This window comes from Streptomyces sp. Tek67B01 (assembly GCF_055231995.1).
Window position 1 is genome coordinate 2,359,014 of the sequence record NZ_JBUYUY010000001.1, and the last position, 15,268, is coordinate 2,374,281.

17 protein-coding genes and 1 riboswitch are annotated in these 15,268 nt (G+C 70.6%); of the genes, 10 read left to right on the forward strand and 7 right to left on the reverse strand.

What is annotated here, in order from left to right:
* Window positions 1-8 precede the first annotated feature (8 nt).
* The gene (glyA, locus tag ACV7NM_RS10385) at window positions 9-1,265 is read left to right on the forward strand and encodes a serine hydroxymethyltransferase (protein WP_463410032.1); all 1,257 of its coding nucleotides are present in this window, start codon (window positions 9-11) and stop codon (window positions 1,263-1,265) included.
* A gap of 270 nt (window positions 1,266-1,535) precedes the next feature.
* Entirely contained in the window at window positions 1,536-2,918 is a 1,383-nt protein-coding gene (locus tag ACV7NM_RS10390) for an L-serine ammonia-lyase (protein ID WP_463410033.1), read from the forward strand.
* 86 nt (window positions 2,919-3,004) lie between these two features.
* Here the strand turns inward: ACV7NM_RS10390 and ACV7NM_RS10395 are convergent, their stop codons facing one another.
* Window positions 3,005-3,676: a hypothetical protein gene (locus ACV7NM_RS10395; protein WP_463410034.1), complete on the reverse strand. Its 672-nt coding sequence runs from the start codon at window positions 3,674-3,676 to the stop codon at window positions 3,005-3,007.
* Between the two features lie 149 nt (window positions 3,677-3,825).
* Here ACV7NM_RS10395 and ACV7NM_RS10400 point away from each other — a divergent pair, with 149 nt between their 5' ends.
* Window positions 3,826-4,317 carry an AMIN-like domain-containing (lipo)protein gene (locus ACV7NM_RS10400; protein WP_463410035.1) on the forward strand — a complete coding sequence of 164 codons (492 nt, stop codon included), beginning with the start codon at window positions 3,826-3,828 and terminating at the stop codon, window positions 4,315-4,317.
* Window positions 4,318-4,335: 18 nt separating this feature from the next.
* On the opposite strand, the gene ACV7NM_RS10405 is transcribed toward ACV7NM_RS10400, so the two are convergent.
* Complete coding sequence (locus tag ACV7NM_RS10405; protein ID WP_463410036.1) at window positions 4,336-5,067, reverse strand: flavodoxin family protein; 732 nt, start codon at window positions 5,065-5,067, stop codon at window positions 4,336-4,338.
* A gap of 82 nt (window positions 5,068-5,149) precedes the next feature.
* Window positions 5,150-5,375: riboswitch (cobalamin riboswitch) on the forward strand.
* A gap of 29 nt (window positions 5,376-5,404) precedes the next feature.
* On the opposite strand from ACV7NM_RS10405, the gene ACV7NM_RS10410 reads away from it, so the two are divergent.
* Genes ACV7NM_RS10410 through ACV7NM_RS10430 form a run of 5 tightly spaced genes read left to right on the forward strand, consistent with a single transcriptional unit; the run spans window position 5,405 to window position 8,662 of the window.
* Window positions 5,405-6,103 carry an energy-coupling factor ABC transporter permease gene (locus tag ACV7NM_RS10410; RefSeq protein WP_463410037.1) on the forward strand — a complete coding sequence of 233 codons (699 nt, stop codon included), beginning with the start codon at window positions 5,405-5,407 and terminating at the stop codon, window positions 6,101-6,103.
* Window positions 6,103-6,486 carry an energy-coupling factor ABC transporter substrate-binding protein gene (locus tag ACV7NM_RS10415; protein ID WP_463410038.1) on the forward strand — a complete coding sequence of 128 codons (384 nt, stop codon included), beginning with the start codon at window positions 6,103-6,105 and terminating at the stop codon, window positions 6,484-6,486. The genes ACV7NM_RS10410 and ACV7NM_RS10415 overlap by 1 nt, the downstream gene beginning before the upstream one ends.
* 3 nt (window positions 6,487-6,489) lie before the next feature.
* Complete coding sequence (cbiQ, locus tag ACV7NM_RS10420; RefSeq protein WP_463410039.1) at window positions 6,490-7,239, forward strand: cobalt ECF transporter T component CbiQ; 750 nt, start codon at window positions 6,490-6,492, stop codon at window positions 7,237-7,239.
* Window positions 7,236-8,069, forward strand: a complete 834-nt coding sequence (locus ACV7NM_RS10425; RefSeq protein ID WP_463410040.1) for an ATP-binding cassette domain-containing protein — start codon at window positions 7,236-7,238, stop codon at window positions 8,067-8,069. The genes cbiQ and ACV7NM_RS10425 overlap by 4 nt, the downstream gene beginning before the upstream one ends.
* Before the next feature lie 44 nt (window positions 8,070-8,113).
* Window positions 8,114-8,662: a PadR family transcriptional regulator gene (locus tag ACV7NM_RS10430; RefSeq protein ID WP_463410041.1), complete on the forward strand. Its 549-nt coding sequence runs from the start codon at window positions 8,114-8,116 to the stop codon at window positions 8,660-8,662.
* Between the two features lie 21 nt (window positions 8,663-8,683).
* Here the strand turns inward: ACV7NM_RS10430 and ACV7NM_RS10435 are convergent, their stop codons facing one another.
* A complete protein-coding gene (locus ACV7NM_RS10435; RefSeq protein WP_463410042.1) occupies window positions 8,684-8,896 on the reverse strand; it encodes an EF-hand domain-containing protein in 213 nt (70 codons plus the stop codon).
* A 251-nt stretch (window positions 8,897-9,147) separates the two neighbouring features.
* On the opposite strand from ACV7NM_RS10435, the gene ACV7NM_RS10440 reads away from it, so the two are divergent.
* The gene (locus ACV7NM_RS10440) at window positions 9,148-9,948 is read left to right on the forward strand and encodes a tRNA-dependent cyclodipeptide synthase (protein WP_463410043.1); all 801 of its coding nucleotides are present in this window, start codon (window positions 9,148-9,150) and stop codon (window positions 9,946-9,948) included.
* A complete protein-coding gene (locus tag ACV7NM_RS10445) occupies window positions 9,929-11,182 on the forward strand; it encodes a cytochrome P450 (protein WP_463410044.1) in 1,254 nt (417 codons plus the stop codon). The genes ACV7NM_RS10440 and ACV7NM_RS10445 overlap by 20 nt, the downstream gene beginning before the upstream one ends.
* A gap of 161 nt (window positions 11,183-11,343) precedes the next feature.
* On the opposite strand, the gene ACV7NM_RS10450 is transcribed toward ACV7NM_RS10445, so the two are convergent.
* From ACV7NM_RS10450 to ACV7NM_RS10465, 4 genes are all read right to left on the reverse strand, one after another.
* Window positions 11,344-12,531, reverse strand: coding sequence for a YncE family protein (locus ACV7NM_RS10450; RefSeq protein ID WP_463410045.1), 1,188 nt, complete (start codon window positions 12,529-12,531; stop codon window positions 11,344-11,346).
* On the reverse strand, window positions 12,528-13,310 hold the full coding sequence (locus ACV7NM_RS10455) for a polysaccharide deacetylase family protein (protein ID WP_463410046.1): 783 nt from the start codon (window positions 13,308-13,310) through the stop codon (window positions 12,528-12,530). The genes ACV7NM_RS10450 and ACV7NM_RS10455 overlap by 4 nt, the downstream gene beginning before the upstream one ends.
* 373 nt (window positions 13,311-13,683) lie before the next feature.
* Window positions 13,684-14,187, reverse strand: coding sequence for an ATP-binding protein (locus ACV7NM_RS10460; RefSeq protein WP_463410047.1), 504 nt, complete (start codon window positions 14,185-14,187; stop codon window positions 13,684-13,686).
* Window positions 14,188-14,463: 276 nt separating this feature from the next.
* Complete coding sequence (locus ACV7NM_RS10465) at window positions 14,464-15,231, reverse strand: enoyl-CoA hydratase/isomerase family protein (RefSeq protein WP_389662998.1); 768 nt, start codon at window positions 15,229-15,231, stop codon at window positions 14,464-14,466.
* Window positions 15,232-15,268: the final 37 nt, after the last annotated feature.

Sequence of the window (15,268 nt, forward strand, 5' to 3'; positions counted from 1 at the left end):
GGATCCTGATGTCCGTACTGAACACCCCTCTCCACGAACTCGACCCCGACGTCGCCGCCGCCGTCGACGCCGAGCTCGCGCGCCAGCAGTCGACCCTGGAAATGATCGCGTCGGAGAACTTCGCTCCGGTCGCCGTCATGGAGGCCCAGGGCTCCGTCCTGACCAACAAGTACGCCGAGGGCTACCCCGGCCGCCGCTACTACGGCGGCTGCGAGCACGTCGACGTCGTCGAGCAGATCGCCATCGACCGGATCAAGGCGCTCTTCGGCGCCGAGGCCGCGAACGTGCAGCCGCACTCCGGTGCGCAGGCGAACGCCGCCGCGATGTTCGCGTTGCTCAAGCCGGGCGACACGATCATGGGCCTGAACCTGGCCCACGGCGGTCACCTGACCCACGGCATGAAGATCAACTTCTCCGGCAAGCTCTACAACGTGGTCCCGTACCACGTCGACGAGACCGGCCAGGTCGACATGGCCGAGGTCGAGCGCCTCGCCAAGGAGTCCAAGCCGCAGCTGATCGTCGCCGGCTGGTCCGCCTACCCCCGTCAGCTGGACTTCGCCGCCTTCCGCCGCATCGCGGACGAGGTCGGCGCGTACCTGATGGTCGACATGGCGCACTTCGCCGGTCTGGTCGCCGCGGGCCTGCACCCCAACCCGGTGCCGCACGCCCACGTCGTCACCACCACCACGCACAAGACCCTCGGTGGTCCGCGCGGCGGTGTCATCCTGTCGACGCAGGAGCTGGCCAAGAAGATCAACTCCGCGGTCTTCCCCGGTCAGCAGGGCGGTCCCCTGGAGCACGTGATCGCCGCCAAGGCGGTCTCGTTCAAGGTCGCCGCCTCGCCCGAGTTCAAGGAGCGCCAGGAGCGCACCCTGGAGGGTGCGAAGATCCTCGCCGCGCGCCTGGTCCAGGACGACGTCAAGGCCGTGGGCGTGGACGTGCTGACCGGCGGCACCGACGTGCACCTGGTCCTGGTCGACCTGCGCAACTCGGAGCTGGACGGCCAGCAGGCCGAGGACCGCCTCCACGAGGTCGGCATCACGGTCAACCGCAACGCCATCCCGAACGACCCGCGGCCGCCGATGGTCACCTCGGGTCTGCGGATCGGTACGCCGGCCCTGGCCACCCGCGGTTTCGACACCGAGGCCTTCACCGAGGTCGCCGAGATCATCGCGCAGGCGCTCAAGCCGGCGTACGACGCCGAGTCCCTCAAGGCACGCGTCTCCGCGCTCGCCGCGAAGTTCCCGCTGTACCCGACGCTCTGACGCGGCCGGGCGGGGCCCGGTGCCTGTTCCCACAGGCCCGGGCCCCTTTTTCACGCCTGATCGCCCCCCGGGGGCGGTCCGGGATGTGAGCCGACGCACACCCGTGCTTCCCCTTGTGGCCCTTCCTGGCAGGGGGGTCGTTCACCTCGCCGCGTTAAGCTCGACCGTCGGACAAAATCCGAACAAACCTCCCTGATCACCTCCCGCTGATCAACCCGCTCTCCTGTGCCCCTCTCCCACCCCACGAGCAGACAAGGGAGTCTCGCCACCGTGGCCATCTCCGTCTTCGACCTCTTCTCCATCGGCATTGGTCCCTCCTCCTCCCACACGGTCGGCCCGATGCGGGCGGCGCGCATGTTCGTGACCCGCTTGAAGAAGGAAGGTGCCCTCGCCCAGACGGCCTCCGTCCGCGCGGAGCTGTTCGGCTCCCTGGGCGCGACCGGCCACGGCCACGGCACCCCCAAGGCGGTCCTGCTGGGCCTGGAGGGCCACTCCCCCCGCACGGTGGACGTCGAGAGCGCCGACGCCGAGGTCGAGCGCATCCGCCGGAGCGGCCGGCTGCGCCTGATGGGCGCCGAGATAGGCGAAGCCCACGAGATCGCCTTCGACGAGCCGAGCCAGCTCATCCTGCACCGCCGCCGGTCGCTGCCCTACCACGCGAACGGCATGACGCTCTTCGCCTACGACGCCGCCGGCGCGCCGCTGCTGGAGAAGACGTACTACTCGGTCGGCGGGGGCTTCGTCGTCGACGAGGACGCGGTCGGCGAGGACCGGATCAAGCTCGACGACACCGTCTTGAAGTACCCGTTCCGCAGCGGCGACGAGATGCTGCGCCTCACCCGCGAGACGGGCCTGTCGATCTCCGCGCTGATGCTGGAGAACGAGAAGGCCTGGCGCACCGAGGAGGAGATCCGCGAGGGCCTCCTGGAGATCTGGCGCGTCATGCAGGCCTGCGTGGCGCGCGGGATGTCCCGCGAGGGCATCCTCCCGGGCGGTCTGCGGGTCAAGCGCCGCGCCGCGACCACGGCCCGCAAGCTGCGCTCCGAGGGCGACCCGCAGGCGCTGTCGATGGAGTGGATCACCCTCTACGCGATGGCCGTGAACGAGGAGAACGCGGCGGGCGGGCGGGTGGTCACCGCCCCGACGAACGGCGCGGCGGGCATCATCCCGGCGGTGCTGCACTACTACATGAACTTCGTGCCGGGCGCCGACGAGGACGGCGTGGTGCGCTTCCTCCTCGCGGCCAGTGCGATCGGGATGCTCTTCAAGGAGAACGCCTCGATCTCGGGCGCCGAGGTCGGCTGCCAGGGCGAGGTCGGCTCGGCCTGCTCGATGGCGGCGGGCGCGCTCGCGGAAGTGCTGGGCGGCAGCCCGGAGCAGGTCGAGAACGCCGCCGAGATCGGCATGGAACACAACCTCGGTCTCACCTGCGACCCGGTCGGCGGTCTGGTCCAGATCCCGTGCATCGAGCGCAACGGCATGGCGGCGGTCAAGGCCGTCACCGCGGCCAAGATGGCGATGCGCGGCGACGGCTCGCACAAGGTCTCCCTGGACAAGGTCATCAAGACCATGAAGGAGACCGGCGCCGACATGAAGGTCAAGTACAAGGAGACCGCCCGCGGCGGCCTCGCGGTCAACGTCATCGAGTGCTGAGCCGACGCCGGAGCCGCTGACGGCGGCCGGCGAGTACCGACGGGAGGGCCGGGCGCGCGTGCGCCGGCCCTCCCCACGTCCTCGCGCTACTTCCTGCGGATCGTGGTCAGACAGCCCTTGGCGAAGTCGTTCACGGCGTCGTCCAGCGCCTTGAGGCTCTCGGGTGTGGGAGGCTTGCGCGCCTCACCGGTGACCGTGATCTCCAGCATGAGGTTGCTGTCCCGCACCCGCAGCTGCCTGACCTGGTGCGGATCGTCCGGCTTGGTGTAGCCGAGGCGGTACGCCTCCTTGCCCACGTCCTTGACGTCGGCCGGCGCGCCGCCCGGCGAGTCCTTGCCCGCGTCGCCCCGCACCTTCTCGAAGACGGCCTTCGCCTCGTCGACGCCCGGGACGTAGGCGAAGTCCAGCTCGACCTTGACTCCGCCGAAGGTCGCGGGTCCCGTCTCGACGAGTTTTTGGACGCACTGCGCCCCGGGGTAGCCCCCCGTGGTCCGGCGGGTACGGTCGGCCACGTCCTCGCGGGCCCCGAGCGGGTCGGCCAGCTTGCCGTACGGCAGCGCGTTGCATATCTCGTCCGTGGCGACCCAGGGGTAGCCGCCCTTGCCCTCCTGCGAGACCTCCTCCCCGCCGCTTCCGCAGGCGGTGGCCCCGAGGAGAAGGACGGCGGCGATCGCGACGTGACGGTGGGGGCCGCGACCGCGATGGCCTCGGTGCGGGTCGTGCGGGTCGTGCGGGCTGTGCAAGCGGTGACGGCGCATCCGGGCTCCCCTGTCGCACGGTCCAAGTCCAGGCGCCACCATGCCAGGAAAGCCGCGCGGGCACCCCGGGATCGCGCAACCGCGGCGGCCCGGCGGGCGTCTTGAACGGTGTCACCCTTGTCCCTGTCTCTCAGAATCGGGGGGACGTCATGCAGCACGTACGTCGCCGTCAGGTCACCGCACTGCTCGCGGGCGCTCTGCTCACCGCCGGGGTCGCGTTCGCCGCGCCGGCCTCCGCCGCCTCCACCACACTGGTCACCAATGCCCGCTGGGGCGGCCACTGCACCTACGACCGGCTCGTCGTCGACCTCCAGGGAGCCGCCCCGCCGGTCACCGTCACGCCCGTCCCCCAACTCGTCTACGACGGGTCCGGCAAGCCCGTCCCGCTGCCGGGGAAGTACTTCCTGGAGATCAGGCTGCACCCGGCCGCCGGGCACGACGACGCCGGCCACAACGTCTACGTGGGGCCGAAGCTCCAGCAGATCGCCCTGAGCAAGCTCAAGGGCATCGCCTTGACCGGCGACTTCGAGGGGTACGTGACCTTCGGCGCCGCCTTCGACACCCCGCCCACCTACGACACGAGCGTGCTGCACTCCCCGGAGCGGCTCGTCCTGGACTTCCCGCACCCGGCCACCTGCTGACCGCGCCGCGACCCGCGGCTACCGGTGCTCGGGGTTCGGGAAGTCGAAGCGGCACCCGGCGTCCCACTCCGAGCGCCGGTTGCCGTGCGCGGGAATGCCGCCGGCCCTCTTGAGGAGGGCGGCCAGGTGCATGAGGTTCCAGCTCATGAAGGTCGTGTTCCGGTTGGTGAAGTCGTTCTCGGGACCGCCCGAGCCGGGGTCCAGGTACGAGGGCCCCGGGCCGGCCTCGCCGATCCACCCGGCGTCGGCCTGCGGCGGGATCGCGTACCCGAGGTGCTGGAGGCTGTAGAGGACGTTCATGGCGCAGTGCTTGACGCCGTCCTCGTTGCCGGTGATGAGCGCCCCGCCGACCCGACCGTAGTAGGCGTACTGGCCCCGTTCGTTCAGGAGCGAGGAGCAGGCGTACAGCCGCTCGATGACCTGCTTCATCACCGAGCTGTTGTCCCCGAGCCAGATCGGGCCGCACAGCACCAGGATGTCGGCGTCCATGATCCGGCTGTACAGGACGGGCCACTCGTCGCTCTCCCAGCCGTGCTCGGTCATGTCGGGCCAGACACCGGTGGCGATGTCGTGGTCGACGGCGCGGACGAGCGAGGTCCGGGCCCCGGCGGCCTCCATGACCGCGCGGCTGCGTGCGATCAGGCCCTCCGTGTTGCTGGTCTCGGGGGACCGTTTGAGGGTGCAGTTCACGTACAGGGCGCTCAGGTCGCCGTAGTGGGGGGTCTGCGGGGATGCGGAGTCGTCGGTCATCCCACCACCCTGCTTTCCACCGGACGCGGCCGCCGGCGGGCGCGCGCGGAAGGGCCGGGTTGTGACCCGTCCGGACGGCCGACTAGGGTCAAGAGGCCTTGGTGTTCGGGAAACCGGTGGGAAACCGGTGCGGCCCTCGCCACTGTGATCGGGAAGTCCGGCTCCACTCTCCCCCAGACACTCGGTCCGGGAGGTGCCCCCAGCGGGAAGCCACTGGGCCCGCGCGGGAGACCGCACGGCCCCGGGAAGGCGGAGTCAGGGCGTCAGCACCCGTGAGCCAGGAGACCGGCCGGGGCGCGTTGTCCATCCACGAGGTGCTGGAGAGGTCTCCCCACTCATGCATATCGCCGAGGGCTTCTTGCCCCCGTTGCACGCGGCCGCCTGGGCCGTCGCGGCCGCCCCCTTCGTCGTACACGGTGTCCGCTCCCTGACCCGCGAGGTCAAGGCGAACCCGGAGAGCACGCTGCTGCTCGGTGCGTCGGGGGCGTTCACGTTCGTCCTGTCGGCCCTCAAGATCCCGTCGGTTACCGGCAGTTGTTCCCACCCCACCGGGACGGGGCTCGGCGCGATCCTGTTCCGGCCTCCGATCATGACCGTGCTCGGGACCATCACCCTGCTGTTCCAGGCCCTGTTGCTCGCCCATGGTGGCCTGACCACGCTCGGCGCGAACGCCTTCTCGATGGCGATCGCCGGGCCCTGGGCGGGGTACGGCGTCTACCGCCTGCTCAAGCGGTTCGACGTGCCGCTGATGGTGACGGTCTTCTTCGGCGCTTTCTTCGCCGACCTCGTCACCTACTGCGTGACCAGCGTGCAACTGGCGCTGGCCTTCCCGGACCCGGCGAGCGGATTCGCCGGCGCGCTCGCGAAGTTCGGCGGCATCTTCGCGGTCACGCAGATCCCGCTGGCCGTCAGCGAGGGGCTGCTGACCGTGCTCGTCATGCGGCTGCTGATGCAGTCCAGCACCTCGGACCTGGTCCGGCTGGGCGTCGCCAAGCTCACGGTCCGTGCCCGCGACGAGCAGGAGGCGGCGGCCTGATGGGCGGCACGAGCAAGAACACGAAGATCAACGTCCTGCTGCTGTTCCTGGTGGCCGCGCTCGCCGTCCTGCCCGTCGCGCTGGGCATGGGCGACGACAAGAAGGAGCCGTTCGCCGGCGCCGACAACCAGGCCGAATCGGCGATCACCGAGATCCGGCCGGACTACAAGCCCTGGTTCTCCCCGCTGTACGAACCCCCCTCCGCGGAGGTCGAGTCGGCGCTGTTCGCGCTCCAGGCGGCCCTCGGCGCGGGTGTGCTCGCCTACTACTTCGGGCTGCGCAGGGGCCGTCGCCAGGGCCTGGCGCAGAACCGGGGCGTGCGAGGCGGAGGCGAGCGGGGCGGGGACGCAGAGGTCCCCCCGGCGTCCTCCACGGAGTCCTAGCCGGTGCTGCCCATCGACGTGGCGGCGCACGGCAGCCGTTGGCGCCGGCGCCATCCGCTGGAGAAGGCGCTGCTCGGGCTCGGGCTCACCGTCACCGCCGTCGCGCTGCCGCCCTGGCCCGGCGGCCCGCTGGTCGCGGCGGCGACCCTGGCCGTGCTGCTCGGTCCGGCCGGGGTCGCCGGACGACAGCTGTGGCGGGCCTTCCGCGTCCCGCTGGGCTTCTGTCTCACCGGGGCGCTCCCGCTGCTGTTCGCGGTGGGCGGCCCGGCGGGGCCGGTCTCCCTGGCCCCGGACGGCCCCCGGCACGCGGCGGAGCTGCTGCTGCGCGCCTCGGCGGCCTCGCTCGGAGTGCTGCTGTTCGCCTTCACCACCCCGGTGTCGGACGTACTGCCCCGGCTGGTGCGGGCGGGGGTCCCGGCCCCGGTGGTGGACGTGGCCCTGGTCATGTACCGGATCGGCTTCCTGCTCCTCGATTCGGCCGCCCAGGTGCACCGGGCGCAGGCGGCCCGGCTTGGGCACACCGGTCGGGCGGCGCTGTGGCGTTCCCTGGCCGGCCTCGCCGCCACCTCGTTCGTACGGGCCTTCGACCGCGCGGCGCGGCTCCAGGAGGGGCTGGCCGGGCGGGGCTACGAGGGGGCGCTGCGGGTGCTGGTGCCGCAGGCGGCGCTGTCGTGGCGGTTCCTGGCCGCGTCGGCGGCCCTGCTGGGCGCGCTGGTCGCCCTCACCCTGACCCTGAAAGGGATGTACCTGTGAACCCGTTGGTGGAACTGGTGGGCGCGGGCTACGCGTACGAGGACGGGCCGGCGGTGCTGTCCGGCGTGGACTTCGCGATCGCGGAGGGCCGGGCGCTGGTCCTGCTGGGCCGCAACGGCAGCGGCAAGACCACGCTGATGCGGCTGCTGAGTGGGGGCCTTCGGCCGGGCGCCGGCGAACTGCGGCTGGACGGCGCGCCGGTGGGGTACGACCGGGCGGGGCTGACGCGGCTGCGGAGCCAGGTCCAGTTGGTTGTGCAGGACCCGGACGACCAACTGTTCGCGGCCTCGGTCGAGCAGGACGTGTCCTTCGGCCCCATGAACATGGGTCTGGCCCTGGCGGAGGTGCGGGCGCGGGTGGACTCGGCGCTCGCCGCGCTGGACATCACCGCCCTGCGGGACCGGCCGACGCACCTGCTCTCGTACGGGCAGCGCAAGCGGGCGGCGATCGCGGGCGCGGTGGCGATGGCACCACGGGTGCTGATCCTGGACGAGCCGACGGCCGGACTCGACCCGGACGGACAGGAGCGGCTGTTGGACGTGCTGGCGGGCCTGCGCGCGGACGGCACGACGGTGGTGATGGCCACGCACGACGTCGACCTCGCGGTGCGCTGGGCCGACGACGCGGCGGTCCTCACGCCGGCGGGCATCCGCCTCGGCCAGGCCGGGGCCCTGCTGGCCGATCCGGAGCTGCTGGCGTCGGCGGGGCTGCGCCAGGCGTGGTCCCCGGCCGTTACGGCTTTCCTCCGGGCCCGGGGTCTGCTGGAGGGAACCGCGCCGGGTCCGAGGACGCCGGAGGCGCTGGCCGCCTGGGCCGAGACCACGTGCTGAACGGGACGCGTCCGCCGTCCCGCCGCGAAACCTAGGATGTGCGCATGTCGCTCCCGCACGCCATCCTCACCGCCCTGCTCGAGAAGCCCTCGTCGGGGTTGGAGTTGACCCGGCGGTTCGACAAGTCGATCGGGTACTTCTGGTCCGCGACGCACCAGCAGATCTACCGCGAGCTCGGCCGGCTGGAGGAGTCCGGGCTGATCCGGGCGCTGCCCAGCGAGGTGCCCGTGCGGGGACAGAAGAAGGAGTACGAGGTGCTGCCCGCCGGAAGCGCGGAGCTGGCCCGGTGGGTCGGCGAGAGCCAGGACCCGAAGGCCATCCGGGACGCGCTGCTGCTGCGGGTGCGGGCGGCCGGTGTCGTCGGCCCGCAGGGGCTGGCCGGGGAGCTGCGGCGCCACCTCGAACTGCACCGGGGGCAGCTGGCGGAGTACGAGGCCATCGAGGCGAAGGACTTCCCGCCGGGGCGGGACTCCGACGAGGACCGGCTGCGCCGGCTCGTGCTGCGCGGCGGCATCGGCCTGGAGACGTTCTGGCTGCGCTGGCTGGAGGAGGCGCTGGCCGAGGTCGAGGACATGACGGGGCCGCCCGCGTGACGCGGCCCCGTCCGGCGTTCGCTACTTGTTCAGGGCGTTCCAGAACTCGTCGAAGCTCAGCAGGCCGTCGCCGTTCGTGTCCTTGGCGGCGATGACGGCGTCCGCGACGGCGCCGGTGACGTACGCGTCACCCATGGCCTTCATGGCCGCGCTGTACTCGTCGGCCGTGACGAAGCCGTCGCCGTCCGCGTCGAACTTGCCGAACGCCGCCCGCGCGCTCTCGATGTCCGCCACTGGGTCCACCCCTTCTCGGTGCTTGTTGACGGCTCAGGGTAGCGCCCCGGACGGGTCGCGCTCACCCCGGGTCCCGTTCGGCCGGCAGAAAGAAATTCAATTCCTCCCCGGCCACCCGGAAGCGATAATTCCAGCCAACAAAACCGGCCCCCACTTGTCACGCTCCGGGATCACGGCATAACGTACCGACATTGCCGCCACACCAGGAGCGCAGGGCTCCCAGGGACAAGCGGCAACAAGGGCGATCAAAGGTGACGATCAAAACCGACGCATCATTCGAAGTTCTGCCCTTCACCCGCACTTGCCGCCATATCTGGGAAGACGGCGACCATGTGCTCATCGGAGTGAGTCCCGGCAACAGCTACTTCAGCTCCGAGCGCATCGGCAGTCTTGCCCGATGGGCGACGACCCGCTTCGCGCAGGTCGACTTCGTCTACGCGGATCTCCACGTGGACCGGATGTTCGCCGCCTTCGGCTACACCCGGGAGCATGCGGAGAAACGCGCGGCCAAGGAAATCAAGGCAGTGCGGAGAAGGATTCTCAAAGGTGTCGAGGAGTCCGGATCCACGCACGCCGAGATACGAGTGAGGGCACTTTCCGAGTTCGAGTCGAATCCCGTGTACCAACTACTGCACCGGCGGGTCCTGCATTTCCTGGAGACCGATGACGAGTTCCGCAAGGGCTGCGAGAAGATGGCTCTCCAGTTTGTCGGTTCGAAGTTGCCGGAAGGTGAATCGATGACCGACAGCCAGTTGCAGGTGTGTTTCGATTACATGGCGGCGGAGCTGCCGTTCTTCGTGGACACCCCGAGCATTCTCGACGTGCCGTCCTCCGTGGCGGCCTACCACGTCAAGATGCCGATGACGGATGTCCTCTTCGCGCGCGGTGGGGGACTGCGCGCGACCCGCAACCAGGCGTACGCCGTCGTACGCCCGGAGGCCGCGGAGACCGCCCCGCACCCGGCGGCCGACCGCCACGCGAGCGAGCACCATGCGAGACCCGCGAACCACGCACCGACCGAAGGGACCGTCGATGAGCGTCGAGCAGCTTGAGGGCCGGGAGAGCGGGCGGGGCGCCGGGACCGACGAGGTCCTCCTCGACTTCCCGCTCTCGCGGCGCGGTGACGTGCTCCCCGAGGAGTGCGCGTGGCTGCGCGAGAAGGCACCGGTCGCCAAGGTCCGCACCCTGACCGGGGACCCGGCGTGGCTGGTGAGCAGTTACGCGCTGGCCAAGCAGGTGCTGGAGGACGAGCGGTTCAGCCTCAAGGACACCGCGAACGCCGGCGTGCCCCGCCAGTACGCGCTGACGATACCGCCCGAGGTCGTCAACAACATGGGCAACATCAACAGCGCCGGGCTGCGCAACGCGGTGATGAAGGCGCTCAACCCGCGCCAGAAGGGTCTCCAGGACCGGCTGCGCGCCATCGCGGGGTCGCTCGTCGACCAGATCGTGGCAGAGGGCGGTCCGGCCGACCTCCGGGCGGGGTTCGCCGACCCCTTCTCGGCGGCGCTGCACTGTCAGGTGCTGGGAGTTCCCTTCGAGGACCGGCGTCGGTTGATGTCGGGGCTGGACGTCGCGTTCATGACCGCTCGCGAACCGTTCGCCGACTCCGCGCTGAACTGGTACAAGGACGTCGGCTATTTCGTCGAACAGCTGAAGGTCCAGCTCGCGCTGCCGGCCGAGGAGCGTACGGGGCTCCTCGGCAAGTTCGCCGAGCTGAAGGAGGCCGACCCCGAGTCGGCGCACCTGACCGACGACATGTTCGCGACGGTCGCCGTCTCGCTCTTCGGGGCGGGCGCGGTGTCCACGTCGGCGTTCCTGGTGCTCGCCGTCCTCGCGCTGCTCCAGCGTCCGGAGCTCATCGGGTACCTGCGGGCGCACCCCGAGCGGATGGGCAAGGCGGTGGACGAGCTCCTGCGCTGGAACCTGTCCGTCGGAGACGGCCTGCCGCGCATCGCCCTGGCCGACGTGCAGGTCGGGGACGTCCTGGTGAGGGAGGGCGAGCTGGTGCTCGTCCTGCTGGAGGGGGCCAACTTCGACCCGGAGGCCTTCGAGAACCCGGACGAGCTGGACCTGGAGCGGGAGAGCGCCAACGCCCACCTGGCCTTCGGCGCCGGGCGGCACTTCTGCCCGGCGTCCGCGCTGGGCCGCGCGCAAGCGGAGATCGCGCTGGAGGTCCTGGTGGAGCGGCTGCCCGGGCTGCGGCTGGCGGTGCCGGCGGAGAACCTCGTCTGGCGCACCGGCTTCATCAAGCGGCTGCCCGAGAGGCTTCCCGTCGCCTGGTGACGCCTTCGGCGTGAGGCGGAGGGGGCATGGCGGCGGTGCCCCGGGTGCTGTGCGAGCTCCCGGGGCACCGTCACGCCGTTGCGGGGTCGAACCCTGCCGTCGAAGCCCCTCCCCCGGCTACCGCTGGGAGGTGCCCCCGGGCGCTGCTTCGACGACGCGCCCTAGCGGAAGATGCCGGTGTGGCCGAGCGAGTAGCGGCCGGGCTGCGGGTAGACGGCGAGGCCGTGGGGCCCCGAGCCGACCGGGATCTTGGCCAGTTCCTCGCCCGTCTTCGTGTCGATCGCGTAGACCTCCGAGTTGTAGCGGCCCGAGAGCCAGAGCACCTTGCCGTCGGCGGAGACCCCGCCCATGTCGGGGCTGCCACCGTCCGGCAGCTCCCACTTCTTGGTGAGCTTGTTCGCCTTGAAGTCGAAGACGGAGATGCTGCCCTCGCCCCGGTTGGAGACGTACATCTCCTTGGAGTCGCGGCTCACGTAAAGGCCGTGGCAGCCCTTTCCGGTGGGCAGCAGCTTCGGTGTCCCGAATTTGTCGCCGCTGAGCACCCACATGCCGTGCGCCATCATGTCCGCGACGTAGAAAGTCTTCCCGTCCGGCGACACCTTGACGTCCTGCGGCATGGCGCCCTCGAAGGGCAGCTTCTGCTGGCCGACGATCTCCATCTTCTCGGTGTCGACCTTGAGCAGTTCGCCGGAGAACTCGCAGCTCACGATGAAGTAGCGGCCGTCGAGGGAGAAGTCGGCGTGGTTGACGCCGTAACAGGTGACCGGGACGGTCTTCACCCGGTTCATGGTGTGCGGGTCCCGGAAGACCAGCTCGCGGTCCATGGAGGCCATCACGATCGCGTACTTGCCGTTGGGCGTGAAGTACAGGTTGTACGGGTCGTGCACCTCGACGGGGTCGCCCGCCTCGCCCGTGGCCGGGTTGATGGGGGTCAGCGTGTGGCCGCGGTTGTTGTTGACCCACAGGGTCTTCATGTCCCAGGACGGCACCACGTGCTGGGGCTGGATGCCGACCGGGATGGTGTCGATGACCTTGTACGTCTTCGGGTCGATGACGGACACGGTGTTGGAGCCGGTGTTCGGTACGTAGACGCGGGACGGGAAGTTCTTGACGACCGGGGACAACTGGTTCGGCCGGTCGGCCGCGTAGACGTCGTGGGGGTCGAGCACGGGGGGCATGCCGGCCAGTCCCGGCGGCGCCGCGGGTTCCGCCTTGGCCGGCCGGGCGGGCCCCTTGGTGCCGAGCGCCTCGGTCGCGCCCTTCCCCCCCGCTCCGCACCCGGCCAGGGCCGCGAGAAACAGTCCGGCAAGCAGCACGGTGGCCTTCCGTGGAAGGCGATTCGTCGTCATGGGGTCAGCAGCTCCGTGGTGGTCACCGCGCGCAGTTGGCGACGCGCGAGTTCTTCGAGGAGGGGCGGCATCGCGTCGACCGTGTCCGCGTAGCCGAAGTGCAGGCTCACCACCGATCCGGCGTGGATCGTCCCGGTGACGTTGCGGATGACGGCCGCGGCGCCGGGCGAGGTGAAGTCGAGGGAGTCCACGTCGTACGAGAGGACGTGCGGGTAGCCGGCCCTCTGGGCGAGCTTCTGGACGAGGGGGGTCGCGTACTGGGTCTGCGAAGGGCGGAACCAGGTGCCGATCGAGCCGGTGAGGCGCTTGAGGCGCTGGGCGCAGCCGGTGATCTCCGCGTAGGCCTCGTCCTCCGGCATGGAGTTGATGGCGAGGTGGCGTTGGGTGTGGTTGCCGAGTTCGTGGCCGCCGTCCAAGACCCGGCGGGCCATGTCGGGATGCTCGTCGAGCCAGGTGCCGATCGCCAGTACGGTGACCCGCGCACCCGCGCGCTCCGCCTCGGCGAGGACCGCGCGTCCCGTCGCCGGGTCGCCGTTGCCGTGGAAGGTGAGGGCGACGCGCGGGCGGTCCCGGGAGCCGTGACCGATCTCGACGGGTTGACCGGCGAACCGGCGCGGGCCCGGGGCCGCGGCGGCCGCCGGGACGGGTCGGGCCGGGGTGGGGGCGGTGGAGGCGGGCGCCTTGGGCACCGTCGCGGTTCCACAGGCGGCGGTCAGGGCACCGGCGGCGACCGCGGCACCGGCGAGGAGGACGGATCGGCGGTCCGGGTAGCAGTACACCTGCCCATTTAAGGTCCGATTGCCCTGGTTCGGGCTGATTGACCCGGTTCGGTGGCCGCCCGAGGGCCACTCGAAGAGCCGCCGGTCCGCTATGTGATCAACGATTCACGCAGAGCGGTCGATACTTATTCATTGATTACGAGGTGAGTGGGGCACCTCACCTAGGATTTAACTGTGAACTCTTAGGTTATACACACTTATGTCCGAGTTTGAGGTTTTGGCATTTGGTCGCTCGTCTGCCATAGTCGGAATCACGGCTTCCCTTTGACCCGAGCGAAGTCCCACGCCGAGGATCACACCCCCTTCGATCCTCGGCGCACCCATGAAACCCCCGCGGCGCCCCACCACACGGCGACAGGGGGTTTCCGGCGTTTCAGCGGTCCGCCACCCGCATCTCGAACCAGGTGATCTTGCCCCGCGGCAGCAGATCGGCGCCCCAGCGGTCGGACAGCTTGTCCACGAGGAACAGACCCCGACCCGTGGTGTCCATCTCGTGGACCGGCAGCAGACAGGGCAGCCCGCGGGAGGGATCGCGCACCTCGACCCGGATCCATCCGCGCCGGCGCACCAGCCGTAAGCCGAACGACCTCGCGCCGGTGTGCCGCACGGCGTTGCCCACGAGTTCCGAGACCAGCAGGACGGTGTGCTCCGCGATCTGCGGCGACAGCCCCCACAGCCGGATCACCACGGACTGGGTCAGCCGGCGCGCCGTACCGGCTGATTCGGGCATGGACGGCAGCGTCACCTCCGCCTCGGCGGGGTTCCCGTACAACTCCAGGGTCCTGAGACCCTGTTCCTCCTCAAGAGCCGCCGCGATCCGTACCGCCGAAGCGCCACCGCGCTGCCGCTGCTGCTCCACACCCTCCAGGCCCGCCATGCACCCATCATGGATGGCCGCACCGCTGCTCCGGGCCGTTCCACGGGAAAACACCCCCTGGGGGCCCGCGATTCCCAGGGGGCGGTTCGGCATATGCGCAAGGCAATCAGGGGGCCGCGCCACCGGTCTGACCTGGCGTGACACGGCGCGCACCGGTGATCACGGTGAGTGGATCACCGTTCGGCCTTAAGGCTGCCTTAAGGCCTGGCTAATCCACCCCCAGGAAGGACCGTCGGCGGGGACCGGCCAAGCCGTCCGAAAGTGAGACGACGCGCCCTAGAGGAACTTGGCCTTGCCCGGGCCCTCCTCGACGAAGCTGCGCATGCCGCGCTCGCGGTCCTCGGTCGCGAACAGCCCGGCGAACCAGTTGCGTTCGATGGTCAGCCCCGTGTCGATGTCCGCTTCCAGCCCGGCGTCCACGCACTCCTTCGCCGCGCGCAGCGCGAGGGCCGGCCCCTGGGCGAGCTTCGCCGCCCAGGCTCGCGCCTGCTCGTACACCTCGGCGGCCGGCACGACCCGGTCCACCAGTCCGAGGGCGAGCGCCTCGTCGGCCTTGACCATGCGGCCGGTGAAGATGAGGTCCTTCGCCTTGGAGGGGCCGATCAGCCGGGACAGCCGCTGGGTGCCGCCGGCGCCCGGGATCAGGCCGAGCAGGATCTCGGGCTGGCCGAGCTTGGCGTTGTCCGCGGCGATCCGGTAGTCGGCGCACAGCGCGAGTTCGCAACCGCCGCCCAAGGCGTAGCCGGTGACCGCCGCGACCACCGGCTTGGGAATCCGCGCGACGGCGGTGAAGGCGTCCTGGAGCCCGCGCGAGCGGGCGACCATGGCCGCGTGGTCCATCGTCTGCATCTCCTTGATGTCCGCGCCGGCCGCGAACACCTTCTCGCCGCCGTAGAGGATCACCGCTCGGACGTCGGCGCGGTCGGTGGCCTCCACCGCGAGCTCGCGCAGCCGGTCCTGGGTGGCGATGTCCAGGGCGTTCATGGGCGGCCGGTCCAGGCGGAGGGTGCCGACACCTTCGGAGACTTCGAGAGAGAGGGTCATACGGGGAAGGTTAGCCGCGGTTAACGCCGAGTGGCCC

What these genes read in the sequence shown, in the direction of transcription:
- glyA (WP_463410032.1), top strand. Translation starts at nt 9, where the DNA reads ATGTCCGTACTGAACACCCCTCTCCACGAACTCGACCCCGACGTCGCC.
- ACV7NM_RS10395 (WP_463410034.1), bottom strand. Translation starts at nt 3,676, where the DNA reads ATGCGCCGTCACCGCTTGCACAGCCCGCACGACCCGCACGACCCGCAC.
- ACV7NM_RS10400 (WP_463410035.1), top strand. Translation starts at nt 3,826, where the DNA reads ATGCAGCACGTACGTCGCCGTCAGGTCACCGCACTGCTCGCGGGCGCT.
- ACV7NM_RS10405 (WP_463410036.1), bottom strand. Translation starts at nt 5,067, where the DNA reads ATGACCGACGACTCCGCATCCCCGCAGACCCCCCACTACGGCGACCTG.
- ACV7NM_RS10410 (WP_463410037.1), top strand. Translation starts at nt 5,405, where the DNA reads ATGCATATCGCCGAGGGCTTCTTGCCCCCGTTGCACGCGGCCGCCTGG.
- ACV7NM_RS10415 (WP_463410038.1), top strand. Translation starts at nt 6,103, where the DNA reads ATGGGCGGCACGAGCAAGAACACGAAGATCAACGTCCTGCTGCTGTTC.
- ACV7NM_RS10430 (WP_463410041.1), top strand. Translation starts at nt 8,114, where the DNA reads ATGTCGCTCCCGCACGCCATCCTCACCGCCCTGCTCGAGAAGCCCTCG.
- ACV7NM_RS10445 (WP_463410044.1), top strand. Translation starts at nt 9,929, where the DNA reads ATGAGCGTCGAGCAGCTTGAGGGCCGGGAGAGCGGGCGGGGCGCCGGG.
- ACV7NM_RS10450 (WP_463410045.1), bottom strand. Translation starts at nt 12,531, where the DNA reads ATGACGACGAATCGCCTTCCACGGAAGGCCACCGTGCTGCTTGCCGGA.
- ACV7NM_RS10460 (WP_463410047.1), bottom strand. Translation starts at nt 14,187, where the DNA reads ATGGCGGGCCTGGAGGGTGTGGAGCAGCAGCGGCAGCGCGGTGGCGCT.
- ACV7NM_RS10465 (WP_389662998.1), bottom strand. Translation starts at nt 15,231, where the DNA reads ATGACCCTCTCTCTCGAAGTCTCCGAAGGTGTCGGCACCCTCCGCCTG.